General features: G+C 68.7%; 10 protein-coding genes. 5 read left to right on the forward strand and 5 right to left on the reverse strand.

The features are described from left to right. Nucleotides 1-246 precede the first annotated feature (246 nt). Together HV826_RS07950 and HV826_RS07955 are read left to right on the forward strand one after the other, a co-directional pair. Nucleotides 247-1128, forward strand: coding sequence for a GGDEF domain-containing protein (locus HV826_RS07950; RefSeq protein WP_176416398.1), 882 nt, complete (start codon nucleotides 247-249; stop codon nucleotides 1126-1128). A gap of 3 nt (nucleotides 1129-1131) precedes the next feature. Next, nucleotides 1132-1302: a hypothetical protein gene (locus HV826_RS07955; protein WP_176416399.1), complete on the forward strand. Its 171-nt coding sequence runs from the start codon at nucleotides 1132-1134 to the stop codon at nucleotides 1300-1302. A 51-nt stretch (nucleotides 1303-1353) separates the two neighbouring features. On the opposite strand, the gene HV826_RS07960 is transcribed toward HV826_RS07955, so the two are convergent. The 5 genes from HV826_RS07960 to HV826_RS07980 form a co-directional block, all read right to left on the reverse strand. Next, entirely contained in the window at nucleotides 1354-2382 is a 1029-nt protein-coding gene (locus tag HV826_RS07960) for an NAD-dependent epimerase/dehydratase family protein (RefSeq protein WP_176416400.1), read from the reverse strand. After that, complete coding sequence (locus HV826_RS07965; protein ID WP_176416401.1) at nucleotides 2379-6791, reverse strand: AMP-binding protein; 4413 nt, start codon at nucleotides 6789-6791, stop codon at nucleotides 2379-2381. Before HV826_RS07965 ends, HV826_RS07960 begins: the two co-directional genes overlap by 4 nt. An 8-nt stretch (nucleotides 6792-6799) precedes the next feature. Next, nucleotides 6800-8410, reverse strand: coding sequence for a lactate racemase domain-containing protein (locus HV826_RS07970; RefSeq protein WP_163778151.1), 1611 nt, complete (start codon nucleotides 8408-8410; stop codon nucleotides 6800-6802). A gap of 13 nt (nucleotides 8411-8423) precedes the next feature. Then, nucleotides 8424-9089 (reverse strand): HAD family phosphatase, encoded by a 666-nt coding sequence (locus HV826_RS07975; RefSeq protein ID WP_176416402.1) that lies wholly within the window; start codon nucleotides 9087-9089, stop codon nucleotides 8424-8426. Nucleotides 9090-9178: 89 nt separating this feature from the next. Then, entirely contained in the window at nucleotides 9179-10159 is a 981-nt protein-coding gene (locus HV826_RS07980; RefSeq protein WP_176416403.1) for an NAD(P)-dependent oxidoreductase, read from the reverse strand. A 281-nt stretch (nucleotides 10160-10440) separates the two neighbouring features. Here HV826_RS07980 and HV826_RS07985 point away from each other — a divergent pair, with 281 nt between their 5' ends. From HV826_RS07985 to glgX, 3 genes are all read left to right on the forward strand, one after another. Next, complete coding sequence (locus HV826_RS07985; RefSeq protein WP_011551643.1) at nucleotides 10441-10758, forward strand: SWIB/MDM2 domain-containing protein; 318 nt, start codon at nucleotides 10441-10443, stop codon at nucleotides 10756-10758. Between the two features lie 165 nt (nucleotides 10759-10923). After that, the gene (gene treY / locus HV826_RS07990; protein WP_176416404.1) at nucleotides 10924-14025 is read left to right on the forward strand and encodes a malto-oligosyltrehalose synthase; all 3102 of its coding nucleotides are present in this window, start codon (nucleotides 10924-10926) and stop codon (nucleotides 14023-14025) included. Next, nucleotides 14022-16163: a glycogen debranching protein GlgX gene (glgX, locus tag HV826_RS07995; RefSeq protein ID WP_176416405.1), complete on the forward strand. Its 2142-nt coding sequence runs from the start codon at nucleotides 14022-14024 to the stop codon at nucleotides 16161-16163. Before treY ends, glgX begins: the two co-directional genes overlap by 4 nt. Nucleotides 16164-16208 lie beyond the last annotated feature (45 nt).

A 16208-nucleotide genomic window follows, 5' to 3' on the forward strand; every position in this document is an offset into this window, starting at 1 on the left:
TGTGCCGGACGTTAGCCGTCCCCGGAAGGCCGGCAAGGGCACGTGTGCCTGCCTGCCAGCCATCGTTGAGTGCCGAACCGCCTCTTCAGGTGTCCTGACCGGCGCTGGACGTCCCGACGCCTCGGGTCGCCGCGCCTGGCCGCGGCCCCCGGCTGCATGTGGGAGAAACGCCGCCAAGGGCCGAAGAACCGGCCCCGGCTGCGTTGCATGGCGTCTGCCGAGGCTATCGTGCTAGCCTCGTTTCCGATGGCCGGCGACGAAACCCGCGTCACGAAGATCTCAACGCTCAACGTGCATGCCGACCGCAGCACGGAGTGTTGTCTCGTGCAGATTCACGGCCCGGAGCTCGGCAAGAAGTACCTCATCGAGGATGCCGAGCTCACCATCGGGCGGGATCAGCACAACCACATCGTGGTGGACCTGGACAACGTGTCCCGCCGCCACGCCCGGATTCTGGGGCGTGGAGGGAAGATGCTCGTTGAAGACCTGGGCTCCACCAACGGCACCTTCCTCAATGACCAGGAAGTGCTTCAGGCCTCGCCGCTGCGCAGCGGGGACCTGGTCAAGGTCGGAGGCTCCATCTTCAAGTTCCTCGATGGAGACAACATCGAGACCCAGTACCACGAGACCATCTACACGCTGACCATCGCGGACGGCCTCACCGGCATCAACAACAAGAGGTACTTCCTGGAGTACCTCGAGAAGGAGATGGGCCGGTCCTCGCGTTATCAGCGCACCCTCACGCTGATGATGTTCGACATCGACCACTTCAAGCAGATCAACGACGTCCACGGCCACCTCGCCGGGGACTACGTGCTGCGGGAGCTGGCCCAGTCCATCAAGCGCCTGGTGCGCCGCGAGCAGTGCTTCGCCCGCTACGGCGGCGAGGAGTTCGCCGTCGTCCTCCCCGAGGACGGTCTGGACAAGGCGCGCCTGTTCGCGGAGAAGATTCGCCGGCTCATCGCGGAGAAGTCCTTCGTCTACGACGAGAAGGAAATCCCCGTCACCATCTCCATTGGCGTGGCCGAGCAGACGTCGGACATGCTGGAGCCCACGCACTTCATCAAGGTGGCGGACGCGAACCTGTACAAGGCGAAGAAGTCGGGCCGGAACCGCGTGGTGGGCTAGGCCGTGGCCACCAGCGCAAGCGAGGCGGGTCCGTCCTTCCTCTCGCGGTTGGTGCTCGTGCTCCTGGGCTGCGTCTTTCTCGGCGCGGCCTGGGTGTGGAGCCACCGCTCGGAGCCCTGGGCCGCGCGCCTGGTGGACAACGCCCAGCGCACGGTGGGCTTGCCGCGGCGGTAGCGGTGAAGAGGCGGGAGTCCGGTCCCCGGAAGCTCCCGCCGCGAGCCTCGCTCAGGTGTTCTCGCGCAGCTCCGCCAGCCGACCCTTGGTGCCCGGCAGGCTCTGGGGCGGCATCTTCCCGTAGATGTGCCGCACCGTCTCGGAGAGCGTCTCCTGGAGGTCGCGCGCGCGGAAGCCGAGCTCGGCCTCCGCCTTGGACGCGTCCAGCCAGAACCAGTGCTCGCCGATGTCGATTTCCTGCGGGTCCAGCGTCGGCGTGGTGCCGCGCACCTTGGCCCAGCGCTCCAGCAGCTTCCCGCCGAGCACGTTGACCTTGGAGGGCAGCGTCAGCTTCGGCGCGGGCACGCCGGACAGGCGCTCCAGCCGCTGGAAGAAGTCCTTCATGGACAGATTCACGCCCATGAGGTGACGGCCGTACACCTCGCCCCGGGTGAGCGCCTGGACGAAGGCGTCCGCCGCGTCGCGTGCGTCCACGAAGGAGATGCCGCCGCCCGGCATGGCCGGGAGCTCGCGGTTGAGGAACTTCACCACCGTCCACGTGGAGGACAGCCGGTCATCCCCGGGCCCCATCAGAAGGCTGGGGTTGAGCACCACCAGGGGGATGTCGTGCTTGCGGCAGTACGCGAGCGCCAGCTTCTCCTCGTAGATTTTCGACAGGTAGTAGGGCCACTGGCCCACCACCGTAATCGGATAGTCGGCGCGCTCGTCGTGGACCTGCGCCTCCTTCGACACCGCGATGGTGCCGGAGGTGGAGGCCAGCACCACGCGCTTCACGCCGGCCTCGCGCACGTCCCGCAGCAGCTCGCGGGTGCTGTCCACGTGCAGCTCGAACATCTTCCGCGCGTCCTTCGGCTGGAAGGAGACGAGCCCCGCCAGGTGGTAGACGGCGTCCACGCCCTCCAGCGCTCGGCGCACCGCGTCCCGGTCCTTCAAGTCACCGGGGACGTACTCCGTGCCCGCATAGGGCGCGCCCGAAGGCCGCGAGCGGCCGATGAGCCGCACCGCGTGGCCCGCCGCCACCAGCCTGGGCACCAGGTGCGTGCCCAGAAAGCCCGTGCCTCCCGTCACCAGCAGCTTCACGAGTCCTTCCCTTCCGTGGACGTGGACGCGCGGGGAGTGGCCCCGGCCCCAGGCGGGTCCACGCGCTCCAGGCTCAGCACCCGGCCGTCGCGCAGCGCCCGCATCGAGTCCTCGGCGATGCGCGTGACGTAGCGGTAGCCCTCCGAGCGCGCCATGCCCTGCACCCGCGTGCGCAGGTCCGCGTGGCCCAGCACCGGACCGATGTTCACCCGCAGGGGCGTCTTCGTCTTGGGCAGCACGCTGCCCTTGGGCAGCGCGTCGAAGGCGCCGCCGATGTACAGCGGCAGCACGTCCATGTTGAAGGTGAGCGCCAGGTAGCCCAGCGTGGACTTGAACTCCATCAGCTCGCCGGTGGTGGAGCGCGTGCCCTCTGGGAAGATGAGGACGTTGAAGCCCTGCCGCAGCGCCTCGCCCGCCATGCGCAGCGACTCGCGCAGCGAGCCCTGCCGTTCAATGGGCACCAGGTTGGTGAAGTTCTCGAACCAGGCGCGCTTGAGCGGCGTGTTGAAGAAGTAGTCGCGCGCCGCCAGGGACACCAGCCGCTCGCCCTGGTCACCCAGCGCCGTGCGGACCAGGCCCGCGTCCAGGTGGCTGGAGTGGTTGGCGATGACGATGAAGTTGCGGTTGCGCGGGATGAAGGGCTTGCCCGTCACCTTCACGTCGAACACGCCGCCGTAGAGCACCTTCTGCCCGAAGGACATCAGCTGCCGGCCCACGTCCGCCACCACGTCGGGCACCGGAATCTCCACCTCTTCCGCGCGCGCGTTCTCCTTGGAGATTTCCTTCGCCCGCGTCTCCACCGAGGGGCGCTTGCCGGAGGACGCCACCACCTTGCGCAGGTCCTCCACCGTCTGGACCTGCGTCAGGTCCTCCACGGCGGGCAGCGGCACGCCGGCCGCCTCCAGCGCGGAGGACAGCTCGGTGAGCATCAGCGAGTCGAAGCCGAGGTCCCCGCTGAGCAGCGCGTCCGGGCGCACGTCGGACACCGGCCTGTGGCTGACCTCCGCGATGAGCGGGAAGAGCCAGTCCGCGACGCCGCCCGTGGAGGGGTGGGCCGCCTTCTCGCGCGCCTTGCTGGCGCTGGCGGCCATGCGCTCCTGGCGCTTGAGCTCCTCCACCACCTGCTTGCGCTTCACGCTGCGCTTGGCGGTGCGGGGCAGCTCGCCGTCCCACAGGCGCAGCACCTTCACGCGCCGGTAGAAGGGCATGCCCGCGCTCACCTTACGGAAGTGCTCCTCCAGCTCGCGGCGCACCTCCTCGCGTGGGCGGTTCGCGTAGTCGGGCACGCACAGGCACGCCACCTTCTCGCCGCCCGCGTCATCGGGCAGGCCGACGATGGACAGCTCCTGGATGTGCGCGTGGTCCTGGTACAGCTCCTCCAGCTCGTCCGGGTAGATGTTCTTCCCGTTGTGGTCGATGATGACGTCCTTCGCGCGGCCCACCAGGTACAGGTGGCCCTCCGCGTCCAGGCGCCCCAAATCACCCGTGTGGAGCCAGCCGTCCTTGAGCACCGCCTCGGTGGCCTCGCGGTCGCCGAAGTAGCCGGGCATGACGTTGGGGCCCTTGGCCAGGACCTCACCCAGCCCGTCGTTGTCCGGGTTGAGGATGCGCAGCTCGATGCCGGGCAGCGCGCGGCCCACCGTTCCAGGCTGGCGCTTGTTGCCGGGCTTCGTCACCGCCAGCACCGGCGCGGCCTCCGTCAGGCCGTAGCCCTCCGTGATGTTGAAGCCCAGCTCGTGGAAGGCCTTGTGCACGTCGTCCGGCAGCGCCGAGCCGCCCGACACGATGACCTTGATGCGCCCGCCGAACTTGCGGTGCACCGGCCAGAACAGCAGCTTGCCCAGGTTGATGTTGTTGCGGTTGCGCAGCTCGCCGTGGGTGGCCATCAGCGCCTTGAGCGCCTGTTCAATGAACGGCGGGCGGCTGGCGAACTCCTGCGTAATCTTGCGGTGCAGGAGCTGCCACAGCGCCGGCACGCCCACCATGGCGGTGATGCGGCCCGTCTCGAAGACCTCGCCCAGCCGGTCCGACGTCAGCTCGTCGATGTACGTGATTTCCGCCCCGCGCCAGAACGGGGTGAGGAAGCCGGCGGCGAACTCGAAGGTGTGGTGCAGCGGCAGCACGGACAGCACACCGTCGCCCACGCCGATGTCGAAGGTCCCCGCCAGCTTCGCCACCAGCGCGGCGAAGTTCCGGTGGGTGAGCATGACGCCCTTGGGCGTGCCCGTGGTGCCGGAGGTGAAGATGATGCTGGCCAGGTCGTCCGCCGCGGCGGACTTGCGCACCGGCCCGATGCGGTCCGGGTGCGCCGGGTCGCCCGTCATCGCCTCCGCGAGGCTGGCCACGGTGACGCCTTCACCCAGCGCGGCGAACAGGCCCGGGAAGTCCCGGGCCGCGTCCTCGGAGACGAGGCACGCGCGCGCCTCCGCACGGCGGGCGATGTTGACCAGCTCCGCCTCGCTCAAGCCCGGGTCCACCGGGACGACGGTGGCGCCCGCGCGCAGGATGCCGAAGTAGGTGATGCCCCACTCGGGCCGGTTCTCCGACACCAGCAGCACGCGGTCGCCATGCTTGAGGCCCGCGGCCAGCAGGAAGCTGCCCACGCGCGCGGCGTAGCGGTGCACCTCGCCGTAGGTGAAGCGCTCTTCCTTCTCGCCCGCCACCATGCGGAAGGCCACGCGGTGCCGGTACGCGTGCACCGTGGCTTCCATCAGCTCCAGCAGGTCGCGGTGCGCGGGGATGACGGTGCGCTTCTCGCGCTCCGACTCCATGCCCGGGAACACCCACTTCTCCAGGCCGGGGAGGTGCGTCCCCAGGAAGTACTCGCGCCAGTCGATGTGCTCCGGGTCCCAGGGCACCTTCAGCCGGTCCGCGGGCGCCATGCGCGCGTAGACGGAGCGCGTGTTGTCGCAGCGGAAGACGTAGCGGTTCTCGTAGAGGAAGGGGAGGAACAGCTCCGTCAGGGCCATGATGCCCTGGGCGTTGTCGTCCACCTCGTCCAGCGACACCTTCGCCTTGTCCAGCATGGCCTGGACGGCCGGAGCGCCCCACGCGGGGCGCACCTCGTCGATGGCCTTCTTCAGGAAGCGCGCGCCGCGCAGCAGCATGGGCGCGCTGAACAGCTCGAACTCCCTCTTGCTGACCGGCTGCGGCTCGACGCGCGAGCGCAGCTTGTTCATCAGCGCGTTGCCGGACTCGCGGTTGCGGTAGTAGCGCCGCCGGTACAGGCCCACCAGCTCCACGGAGCGGCCGGCGTAGAAGGGATTCTCATCGCCGGAGGCGAGCTGGTAGATGCGCCGCTCCTCCACGTCCATGGCGTGCGCGGTGATGCCGATGGTGGCGCCCGCCACCTGGTCCACCGGGATGATGTCCAGGATGGTGTTTTCGCCCGCGGGGATGCCGCCGGGGCCCTTGATGCCCGCGAAGGCCAGGGGCGCGGAGGTGGTGAAGCCCTCGTTCCAGCCGGGGAAGGGGAAGTGCCGCGCGCTCTCCACGATGGAGGGCCGGACGATGGAGTAGCGCAGGCCCGGCGTGGCCGCGAGCACCTGCTCGCCCAGGGACTTGGTGTACGTGTACGTGTTGGGCCAGCCCCAGTGGGCGGCGCGCTCCATGCCGGCGCGCACCAGCTCGCCGCTGAGCCACAGCTTGCGCTCGCGGCCCACCGCCAGCCGCAGCGTCTTCTCGTCGTTGGGGTCGCGGCCTTCTTCCTCCAGCCGGTCCAGCGCCTTCTTGCGGAAGGTGGACGTGAGGGCCCGGTCATCCGCCTGCTCGCGCAGCCGCGCGACGATGCGCGCCGCGTCCTGCAGCTCCTGCTCCAGGCTGAAGTCGCGGCCGTCCATCTCCTCCCGCTTGGGGAAGTAGCCGCGGACCTCCTCGTCCTCGAAGACGAGCCCGCTGCGGTTGCCGGCCACGAAGGCCGTGGACATGTGAATCAGCGGGACGGACCAGCGCAGCGCCAGCGCCGCGGCGAACTTCAGGCCGTGGGTGTTGACGTTGAGGCCCACCTCCAGCGACGGGTTGAAGGACACCAGCCCCGCGCAGTTGATGAACGCGTGCACCTTGCCGGTGAGCGCCTCCACCTGGGGCTCCTCCAGGCCCATCCACGGGTCGGTGATGTCGCCGTCCAGCACCTCCACCTTCTGGCGGATGAAGGCCAGCGCGCCTTCCTCCCCCAGGGTGTCGCGCAGCGGCTGGAAGGGCTCGCTGGTTGCCACCTTGTCGAAGAAGCGGCGCTCGGCGGACGCGGCGCTGCCCTTGCGGACCAGCACGTACACCTTGTCCAGGTCCTGCCCGTAGCGGGTCAGCAGCATGGACAGCGTCACCTTGCCCACGAAGCCGGTGGCGCCCGCGAAGAGCAGGCGCTTGCCGGTGAAGGTCTGGGTGACGTTCAGCTCGGGAAGGGCGGCCATGGGCGTCCTCACTTCACGTCCACCATCACCGTGGGCGCGATGCGCAGCAGGCTGATGGAGGCCGAGCGGCCCATGAACCCGCGGGCCTCTTCAATGGCCTCGGTGAGCGTGTCGGTGCGCTCCCAGCCCATCAAGGCGGGGACGTGGTTGTTCTCCGCGCCCGCGACGATGACCTTGCCCACGTGCTGGCGGCCATTCTCGCCCCAGTACCACATGTAGAAGGGGTGCACGCCGTGGTAGGCGTTGCCCTTGCGGTACAGGTGCACGTAGCTGGGGTTCTCCGCGAACTCGCGCTCGTACTTGTGCTCCAGCTTCATGGAGTCGCGCGTCTCCGGCAGCAGCCGGTGGAAGAACTCGATGTAGCTGGGGTGGTGCTCCGGGTCGAACTCGTCGTAGGCCGGGTGCAGGAGGATGAGCACGCCGCCCTTCTTCACCAGCGGCACGCCGCGGTTCAGGTTGTAGAAGTAGCCCAGCCCCATCACCTGCACCAGCAGCGGGTTGAGGATGGAGTTGACGCTGTACGGGGAGATGAACGGGATGGGGAAGATGACGATGTCGCTCTGCCCCTCCACCGGCACCACGTACTGCTTGTAGCTCGTCTCCAGCGTCTTCTGGTGCGTGGGCTCCGTCGCGCCGGCATAGACGCCCGTGACGTCGTAGGGTGCGGGGATGGAGTTGAGCACCTTGCGCGCGGCGGCGCGCGGCACCTTGGACAGCGCGAAGCGCATGGCCTGGAACTTCAGCCGGTCCGCCTCCGTGTAGTCCTCTTCCTTCTTCGCCAGGAAGTCGGTGGGGCCGCCGAACATGCGGTTGTTCAGCGCCGTCTCGATGTGGAAGACCTTCAGGTGCTTGTCGATGTTGCGCCCGATGCGCTCGTTGCTCTTGTAGAGCGCGCTCGTCTTCGGCTCCATGTAGCTGTCGGAGGCGCGGATGGTCTTCGGGTTGTGGTGGTGGCGCAGCGACGCGTAGTTGGACACGCCGGTGCCCATGGACTTGTGCCCGCCGTTCATGGGCACGAAGTTCACATTCACGTAGACGATGAGGTCGCTCTCCGCCACGCGGCGGTTCACCGACACCTCTTCACCGTGGGACGTGCGCTCCAGCGCGACCATCCCGTCCGGGTCCTCGGCGTCGTGGTTGTAGTAGCGGTCCGGGTAGTAGGCGTCGAAGATCTTTTCGCCCACCATGCGCTTCATCTCGCCTTCCGTCATCCGGCGGTGCAGGGCGTTGGCGATGATGAGGTGCACGTCGTCCACGCCGCTGTCGGCGGCCAGCTCCAGGACGATTTCCAGGATGGTCTGCCGCACGTCCGGCGTCACCATGGGCGGCAGCGGCACGCTGATGTCGTCGATGACGCACGTCAGGCGCATGCCCGGCTTGAGCAGCGCGTGCAGCGGCTCCATGCCCTCCGGGTGGTTGATGGCGTAGCGGATGGCGGCCTTGACGTTGGGCACGCCGGCCAGGGGCGGGCGCGGGAAGATGACGCGCGTGCCGACCGGCAAATCCTCTTGCAGGAAGTTCTCACCGTGGAACAGCACGCGCGGGGGGCTGCCCTTCTCGGTGATGACGACCTGGCTTTCCTCGTCGTACAGCTTCTGGAGCGTCTTGAACGGGCGCATGGCGTGGGGGCTCTTACTTGAGGTCGAGGATGGGCCAGTTGTAGGCGCGCGCGATGGAGCGCAGCCGCAGGTCCGGGTTCACCGCGGTGGGACGGCCCACCACCGCGAGCATCGCGTAGTCAGAGGCGCTGTCGGAGTAGCCGTGGCACTTGTCCAGCGACAGGCCTTCCTTGGTGCAGTAGGCGCGGATGGCGTTCGCCTTGTTCGCGCCTTCGATGATGGGCGGAATCACCTTGCCCGTCGCCTTGCCGCCCACGAACTGCATCTTGTTGGCGATCAGGTCGTCGGCGCCCAGGTGGCGCGCCAGCGGGCGCATGGTGAAGTCCAGCGCGCCGGTGACGAGCACAATCTTGCAGCCGCTGCGGCGGGCCTGGTCGATGAGGTCCTGCGTCTGCTCGAAGAGGGCGGGCTGCAGCACGTCCTCGAACATGTCCTCGGCGATGGTGACCAGGCGGTCTTCGCTCAGGCCCGCGTAGTAGCGGTAGAAGAACTCGTTGAACGTCTTGCGGTCCACCGCGTCCATGACACCGAAGAGCGGCACGCTGAGGGCGGTGCTCAGGGTCCGCCCCGCGATGCCCAGGACGGAGCCGCGGTTCATCGCGTAGTACGCGTAGACGTGGACGACGTTCGTCTTCACGAGCGTCCCGTCGACATCGAAGAAGGCGGCTTTCGAGGGCATGGGGCTGCGGGCTTCCTGACACTTCGAGGGGGGGGAGGTCAACGATGCCGGGAGTCTGGCGCGCCTCCTGGCGGCTCGGGGAAGAAGGGCTATAGCCAGCCCTGCTCCTGGTACCACCGCACGCTGCGACGGATGGAGTCCGCCAGGTCACGCCGGGGGTGAAAGCCCAGCAGCCGCTCGGCCTTGGCCCCGGAGCACGTCCAGGCAGGCGCCAGGAGCTGCTTCGCCAGCTTCCGGCTCAAGGCCAGCTTGCGGCCCGTCACCTGAGACACCCCGTCCGCCGCCGTGGCCAGGGCCTGGAGCACCGCGGGGGGTACGCGCACCGTGCGGGGCGTGAGTCCCAGGGCTTGCGCACCCAGGTCCTGCACCTTTTCCAATGACAGGGGCTCGCCGGGGCCCGCGCAGAAGAAGGCCTCGCCAACCGCCGCGGGGTGGGTGGCCTGCATCAAGAGGACGTCCACCACGTCCTCCACGTCCACCATGGTCAGCGGGCGGGGTCCGCCGGACAGCTCCAGCCGGATGCCGCGCTGGGCCATCTTGAAGAAGGGGAGGTTCTCCCGGTCCCCGGGCCCCAGGATGCGCGGCGGCCGGGAGACCGTGACGGGCAGCCGGTCTCCATAGGAGAAGGCGATGCGCTCGGCCTCCGCCTTGCTCTCCCCGTACCATTCGTGGGGGTGGAAGGCGTCTTCCTCCACGTGCGGGCGGGTGGGCGTGGACGGACCGCAGGCGGCCAGCGAGCCCGTGAGCACCAGCCGGGGGCGGTGGCCCGCGGCCACGATGGCCTCACACAGGTGGCGGGTGCCCTCCGCGTTGACGCGCATGAAGTCGTCTCGTGTCGCGCCGCGGCGAGCGCCCGCGAGGTGGAAGACGACGTCCTGCCCCGTCACCGCGGCGGCCAGCGTGGAGGGCACCGTCACGTCGCCGTCCACCCGCGTGTACGTCACCCCCGCGAGCCCCGAGGCGTCACCTCCCGGGCGCAACAGGCATGTGACGCTGTCTCCGCGCGCGGCTAGGGCCTTGGCCAGCCACGTCCCCAGGAAGCCGCCTGCACCAGTGATGAGGGCTCTCATGAAGGGGTTTCATCCAAAAAAACACACCACGACCGCAAGGAGAATCCGGCGGCCGTTTGGGTGCTGATCCACGCCGACAAGGGATTTCCAGAGGGCAGAGGGCGCTCCGGAGGCTGATTCTCGGGCTCCAGCCGCGTTCCCCGAGGGGCGCTCAGAGGGAAAAACGCAGGAGAGGGCTGTTTTTCGGGCCTGGGCGTGCTACTTCTACGCCGCATCGGCTGTCGCTTCACATAAGCAAAGCCGTACAACGTCCCCTTCGGAGGGGAGGAGACTCAAGACGAATGGCCGCCAAGAAAGCTGCTGCGAAGAAGGCTCCCGCCGCGAAGAAGGCTCCCGCCGCGAAGAAGCGCACGCCGAACGCGTCGTTCATGAAGGAGATGACGCCGTCTGCCGCGCTCGCTGAGATCGTCGGCGCGAAGCCGCTGCCGCGCACCGAGGTTGTCAAGAAGCTCTGGGCCTACATCAAGAAGCAGGGCCTGCAGGACGCGAAGAACAAGCGGCAGATCAACGCCGACGACAAGCTCAAGCCCATCTTTGGTGGCAAGAAGAGCGTCACCATGTTCGAGATGACGGCGCTGGTGAACAAGCAGCTGAGCTGAGCATTGGCCGGGGTCTCCCGGCGGCCGTACTCGGGGCTCGCCGCGACAAGCGGCGGGCCCTTTGCATTTCCAGGGGTTGGCGTGTCGGCGCGGAGCGTTGGATAGAGGGCGGACGCGTTTCTGTGTGCTGGCGGTCGGCGCGCGGGCGGCCTACCTCTGGGCCCCATGTTGCTCGACGCCTTGGAAGAAGAAGGGTCCGCCTCGAATGGGGCGGGTGGCGCCACGATGACGGCGGAGTCCCTGGCCGAAGGGCTCTACGCCCGCGTCCAGGCGGAGCTGGATTCGCGTCCGCACACGCCCCTGTCCACGTACCGCGTGCAGCTCCACCAGGGCTTCACCTTCGAGGACGCGCGGCAGGTGGTGCCGTACCTGGCCCGCCTTGGGGTGAGTGACCTCTATGCCTCCCCCTACCTGAAGGCCACGCCCGGGAGCACGCACGGCTACGACTGCGTGGACCACCAACAATTGAACCCCGAGGTCGGAACGCCCGAAGCGCACGCGGCGCTCTGCGCGGCGCTGCGTGCGCGGGGCATGGGGCAGGTGCTGGACGTGGTGCCCAATCACATGGGCATCGAGCGGGACAACCGCCTGTGGTTCGACGTGCTGGAGAACGGCCCGTCCTCCGTCTACGCGAAGTTCTTCGACATCGACTGGGCGCCGGTGAAGGAGGAGCTGCGCGACAGGGTGCTGCTGCCGATTCTGGGGGACCAGTACGGCATCGTCCTGGAGCGCGGGGAGCTGAAGCTGTCCTTCCGCGAGGGCGCCTTCTTCCTTCATTACTACGAGCACCTGCTGCCGGTGGCGCCGCGTCAGTACGCCCGCATCCTGCGCCATGGCCTGGAGCGGCTGGAGTCGCGGCTGGGGGGGGAGCACCCCGGCATGCAGGAGTTCCTGTCCATCCTCACCGCCATCGACTACCTGCCCTCGCGCACGGAGGTGGAGCGGCCGAAGGTGGTGGAGCGCCACCGGGAGAAGGAGGTCATCAAGCGCCGGCTGGCCGCGGTGACGGCGGAGTTCCCGGAGATGCTGGCCTACATCGAGGACAACGTCCGCGTCTTCAATGGCGAGCCGGGCAACCCGCGCTCGTATGACTTGCTGGACTCGGTGCTGACGGCGTGCAGCTACCGGCTGGCGCACTGGCGGGTGGCGGGCGAGGAGATCAACTACCGGCGCTTCTTCGACATCAACGGCCTGGCCGCGCTGCGCGAGGAGGACCCGGACGTCTTCCAGGAGGCGCACGCGCTCATCTTCCGCTGGCTGCGCGAGGGGCTCGTCACGGGGCTGCGCATCGACCACCCGGATGGCCTCTTCGACCCGACCGCCTACTTCCTGGACCTGCAGGAGGCGTACTTCGTGGAGCGGGCCCACGCGCTGTTCCTCCAGACGCATGCGGAGGATGACACGCGCTGGCCGGCGGTGGAGTCCAGCTTGCGCGAGCGTTGGCGCGCGGAGGTGACGCAGCAGCCGGACAGCCCGCTGCGCAAGGCGCTGTACGTGGTGGTGGAGAAGATTCAGGGCGGCCGTGAGCGCATGCCCGAATCCTGGGCCGTGCACGGCACCACGGGCTACCGCTACGCCAACGCGGTGAGCGGCCTGTTCGTCCAGCCGGACGCGGAGAAGGCGCTGACGGAGACGTACGAGCGCTTCGTGGGAGGGCAGGCGGACTTCGCCGAGCTCGTCTACCAGAAGAAGCTGCTCATCATGCGCGTGTCCATGGCCAGCGAAATCAACGTGCTGGCGCACGAGCTCAACCGCATCTCGGAGATGAACCGGCGCACGCGCGACTTCACGCTCAACTCGCTGCGGCGGGCCCTGGTGGAGTTCATCGCCCTGTTCCCCGTGTACCGCACCTACGTGGACGGCTGGCGCCCGGAGCTGGACGGGCGGGACGTGCAGTACATCGAGTGGACCATCCAGCGCGCCAAGGTGCGCAACGCCACCACCAACGCGTCCATCTTCGACTTCCTGCGCGACGTCCTCCTGCGCCGCTACCCGGAGCACACCGACGCGCGCGAGCGGGCGGACATGCTGCGCTTCGCCATGAAGCTGCAGCAGGTGACGGGGCCCGTCATGGCCAAGGGCCTGGAGGACACCGTCTTCTACATCTACAACCGGCTGGTGAGCCTCAACGAGGTGGGCGGCGAGCCGGAGCGCTTCGGCGTCCACGCCAACACCTTCCACCTGCGCAACCAGGAGCGCGCGGAGCGGTGGCCGGCCAGCCAGCTCACCTCCAGCACCCATGACACCAAGCGCAGCGAGGACGTGCGCGCGCGCATCAACGTGCTGACCGAGCTTCCGGAGGAGTGGCGAAAGCGGGTGAGGAAGTGGGCCCGCCAGACGGAGAAGGCGGTGTCCCAGCTGCCGTCCGGCCCGGCGCCCACGGCCAATGACATGTACCTCTTCTTCCAGACGGTGGTGGGGGCGTGGCCCATGGGCGACGCCCACTCCGCGGAGGCGCTGGCGGACTTCCAGCGCCGGGTGCGCGAGTACATGGGCAAGGCCATCAAGGAGGCCAAGGTCCGCACCTCGTGGACCAACCCCGACAGCGCCTATGACGACGCGGTGGCGCGCTACGTGGACGCCTGCTTCGACCCGAAGGTGACGGGCACCTTCCTGGCGGACGCGCGGGACTTCAAGCGCTCCATCGAGCGCGCGGGCCAGCACAACGCGCTGGGGCAGCTGCTGCTGAAGCTGGCCTCGCCCGGGGTGGTGGACACCTACCAGGGCTGCGAGCTGTGGGACTTGTCGCTGGTGGACCCGGACAACCGGCGGCCGGTGGACTTCGCGCTGCGCGCGCGGCTGCTGGAGGCGCTGGACGCCGAGGCGGAGCGGGACCGGGCCGCGCTGAGCGGGCGGCTGGCGGCGAACCTCGAGGACGGTCAGGTGAAGCTCTACGTCCTGACGGAGGCCCTGCGGCTGCGCCAGCGGCAGGCGGCCCTCTTCCGGGAGGGCGGCTACCGGGCGCTCGAGCTGACCGGCGCCCGGGCGAAGGCGGCGGTGGGCTTCGCCCGCGAGCACGGCGACGCGGTGGTGGTGGCCTGCGCGCCGCGTTACACCCTGTCCGCCCTGCAGGCCCCCGAAGGGCTGGCGGGCGCTTACGGCAGCACGTTCCTGGACCTTCCGGAGGCATATGCGGGCATGATGTTCCGCGAAGTGTTCACCGGACGTCAGGTGCGCCCCGAGCGTGGACCGGGGGGCGCGGTGCTGCCCCTGGGGCCGCTCCTGGCGGCATTCCCGGTGATTCTGCTGGAGAGGAGCGCCGGATGAGGAGGGCCGAGGTGCTTCCAGGGAAGCCGTATCCCCTGGGCGCCACGTTCGATGGGCACGGGGTCAACTTCGCCGTATTCAGTGAGCACGCCAAGAGGGTCGAGGTCTGTCTCTTCGACCCGGAGGACCCCGCGAAGGAGACGCGCCGCTTTCCCCTGCTGGAGAACACCCACCAGGTGTGGCACGGCTACGTGCCTGGAGTGGCCGCCGGGGCCCTCTACGGGCTGCGCGTGCACGGGCCCTACGAGCCGAAGAAGGGGCTGCGCTTCAACCCCCACAAGCTGCTGGTGGACCCATATGCCCGGGCCATCCACGGCCAGGTGGACTACGAGGCCCCCATCTACGCCTACACGCCGGGCGCCAAGGAGGACGACCTCGCGCTCGACACGCGCGATGACGCGGCCGCCGTGCCCAAGGGCGTGGTGCTGGGCGCGGACACCTTCGACTGGGAGGGGGACGCTCCGCCCCGCGTGCCGTGGCACGACACGCTCATCTACGAAGTCCACGTGAAGGGCTTCACCAGGCTGCACCCGAGCGTCCCGGAGGCGCAGCGGGGCACGTACGCGGGGCTGGCCCACCCGGCCAGCATCGAACACCTGAAGAAGGTGGGCGTCACCGCGGTGGAGCTGCTGCCCATCCAGCACATCGTCGACGAGCCCTTCCTCATCCAGCGCGAGAAGGTCAATTACTGGGGCTACAACACCCTGGGGTACTTCGCGCCGGACGCGCGCTACAGCGGCTCGGGGTCGCTGGGCGGGCAGGTGGACGAGTTCAAGCACATGGTGAAGCAGCTGCACCGCGCTGGCATCGAGGTGCTGCTCGACGTCGTCTACAACCACACCTGCGAAGGCAACCACCTGGGCCCCACGCTGTCCTTCAAGGGCGTGGACAACGTGGCGTATTACCGGCTCACGGAGAAGGACCCGCGCTACTACCTGGACTTCACCGGGTGCGGGAACTCGTGGAACGCCACGCACCCGTACGCGCTGAAGCTCATCGCCGACTCCCTGCGCTACTGGGTGGAGGAGCTGCACGTGGACGGGTTCCGCTTCGACCTGGCCACCACGCTGGGGAGGGACCGGCACGGCTACGACACCCGCGCCGCCTTCTTCCAAATCATCCACCAGGACCCGGTGCTCAGCCGGGTGAAGCTCATCTCCGAGCCCTGGGACGTGGGCGACTTCGGCTACCAGGTGGGCAACTTCCCGGTGCTGTGGAGCGAGTGGAACGGCAAGTACCGCGACACCATCCGCCGCTACTGGAAGGGCGATGACCGGCAGGCGGCGGAGATTGGCTACCGCCTCACCGGCAGCTCGGACCTGTTCTCGCTGTCCGGCCGCAAGCCCGCCGCGAGCGTGAACTTCGTCACCGCGCACGACGGCTTCACGCTGCACGACCTCGTCACGTACAACGACAAGCACAACGAGGCGAACGGCGAGGAGAACCGCGACGGCGCCAACGACAACCACTCCTGGAACTGCGGGGTGGAGGGCGAGACGGCGGACCCGAAAATCAACGCCCTGCGCGAACAGCAGAAGCGCAACTTCCTGGCCACGCTCTTCCTGTCCCAGGGCGTGCCCATGCTGGTGGCCGGCGACGAGATGGGCCGCACGCAGAAGGGCAACAACAACGCCTACTGCCAGGACAACGCGCTGTCGTGGGTGGACTGGGAGCTGAATGACACGCAGCGCGCGCTGCTGGACTTCACCTGCGCCCTGACGAAGCTGCGGCGCGAACAGCCGGTGCTTCACAAGCGGCGCTTCTTCCGCGGCGCCCATATGTGGGACAGCGAGCTGAAGGACCTGGCGTGGTTCCGGCCCGACGGCAAGGAGATGCGCAAGGACGACTGGGAGAAGCCCTACGTGCGCTCCCTAGGATTCCTGCTGGGCGGTGACGCCATCGCCGCGCCGGACGACGAAGGAAACCGGATTGTGGGGGACACCATCCTGGTGCTGATGAACGCCCACCATGAGCCCATCACCTTCATGCTGCCCGCCGTCGAATGGGGCGCGGACTGGGAGCTGGTGGTGGACACCGCGTTGGCGGGGGAGTCGCCGCGCACGCACACGCCGGCGGGGGGCACCGTGCAGGTGGCGGGCCGCTCCCTGGCGGTGCTGCGCCGCCCGGCCACGGAATAGCCCTCCGAGGGGCCGCGAGGGGCCCGCTGGACGAAAGCAGGAGGT

It is taken from the genome of Myxococcus sp. AM010 (assembly GCF_013372585.1).
GTDB classification, from domain to species: Bacteria; Myxococcota; Myxococcia; order Myxococcales; family Myxococcaceae; genus Myxococcus; species Myxococcus vastator.

What these genes read in the sequence shown, in the direction of transcription:
- HV826_RS07950 (WP_176416398.1), top strand. Translation starts at nt 247, where the DNA reads ATGGCCGGCGACGAAACCCGCGTCACGAAGATCTCAACGCTCAACGTG.
- HV826_RS07965 (WP_176416401.1), bottom strand. Translation starts at nt 6,791, where the DNA reads ATGGCCGCCCTTCCCGAGCTGAACGTCACCCAGACCTTCACCGGCAAG.
- HV826_RS07970 (WP_163778151.1), bottom strand. Translation starts at nt 8,410, where the DNA reads ATGCGCCCGTTCAAGACGCTCCAGAAGCTGTACGACGAGGAAAGCCAG.
- HV826_RS07975 (WP_176416402.1), bottom strand. Translation starts at nt 9,089, where the DNA reads ATGCCCTCGAAAGCCGCCTTCTTCGATGTCGACGGGACGCTCGTGAAG.
- HV826_RS07980 (WP_176416403.1), bottom strand. Translation starts at nt 10,159, where the DNA reads ATGAGAGCCCTCATCACTGGTGCAGGCGGCTTCCTGGGGACGTGGCTG.
- HV826_RS07985 (WP_011551643.1), top strand. Translation starts at nt 10,441, where the DNA reads ATGGCCGCCAAGAAAGCTGCTGCGAAGAAGGCTCCCGCCGCGAAGAAG.
- treY (WP_176416404.1), top strand. Translation starts at nt 10,924, where the DNA reads ATGTTGCTCGACGCCTTGGAAGAAGAAGGGTCCGCCTCGAATGGGGCG.
- glgX (WP_176416405.1), top strand. Translation starts at nt 14,022, where the DNA reads ATGAGGAGGGCCGAGGTGCTTCCAGGGAAGCCGTATCCCCTGGGCGCC.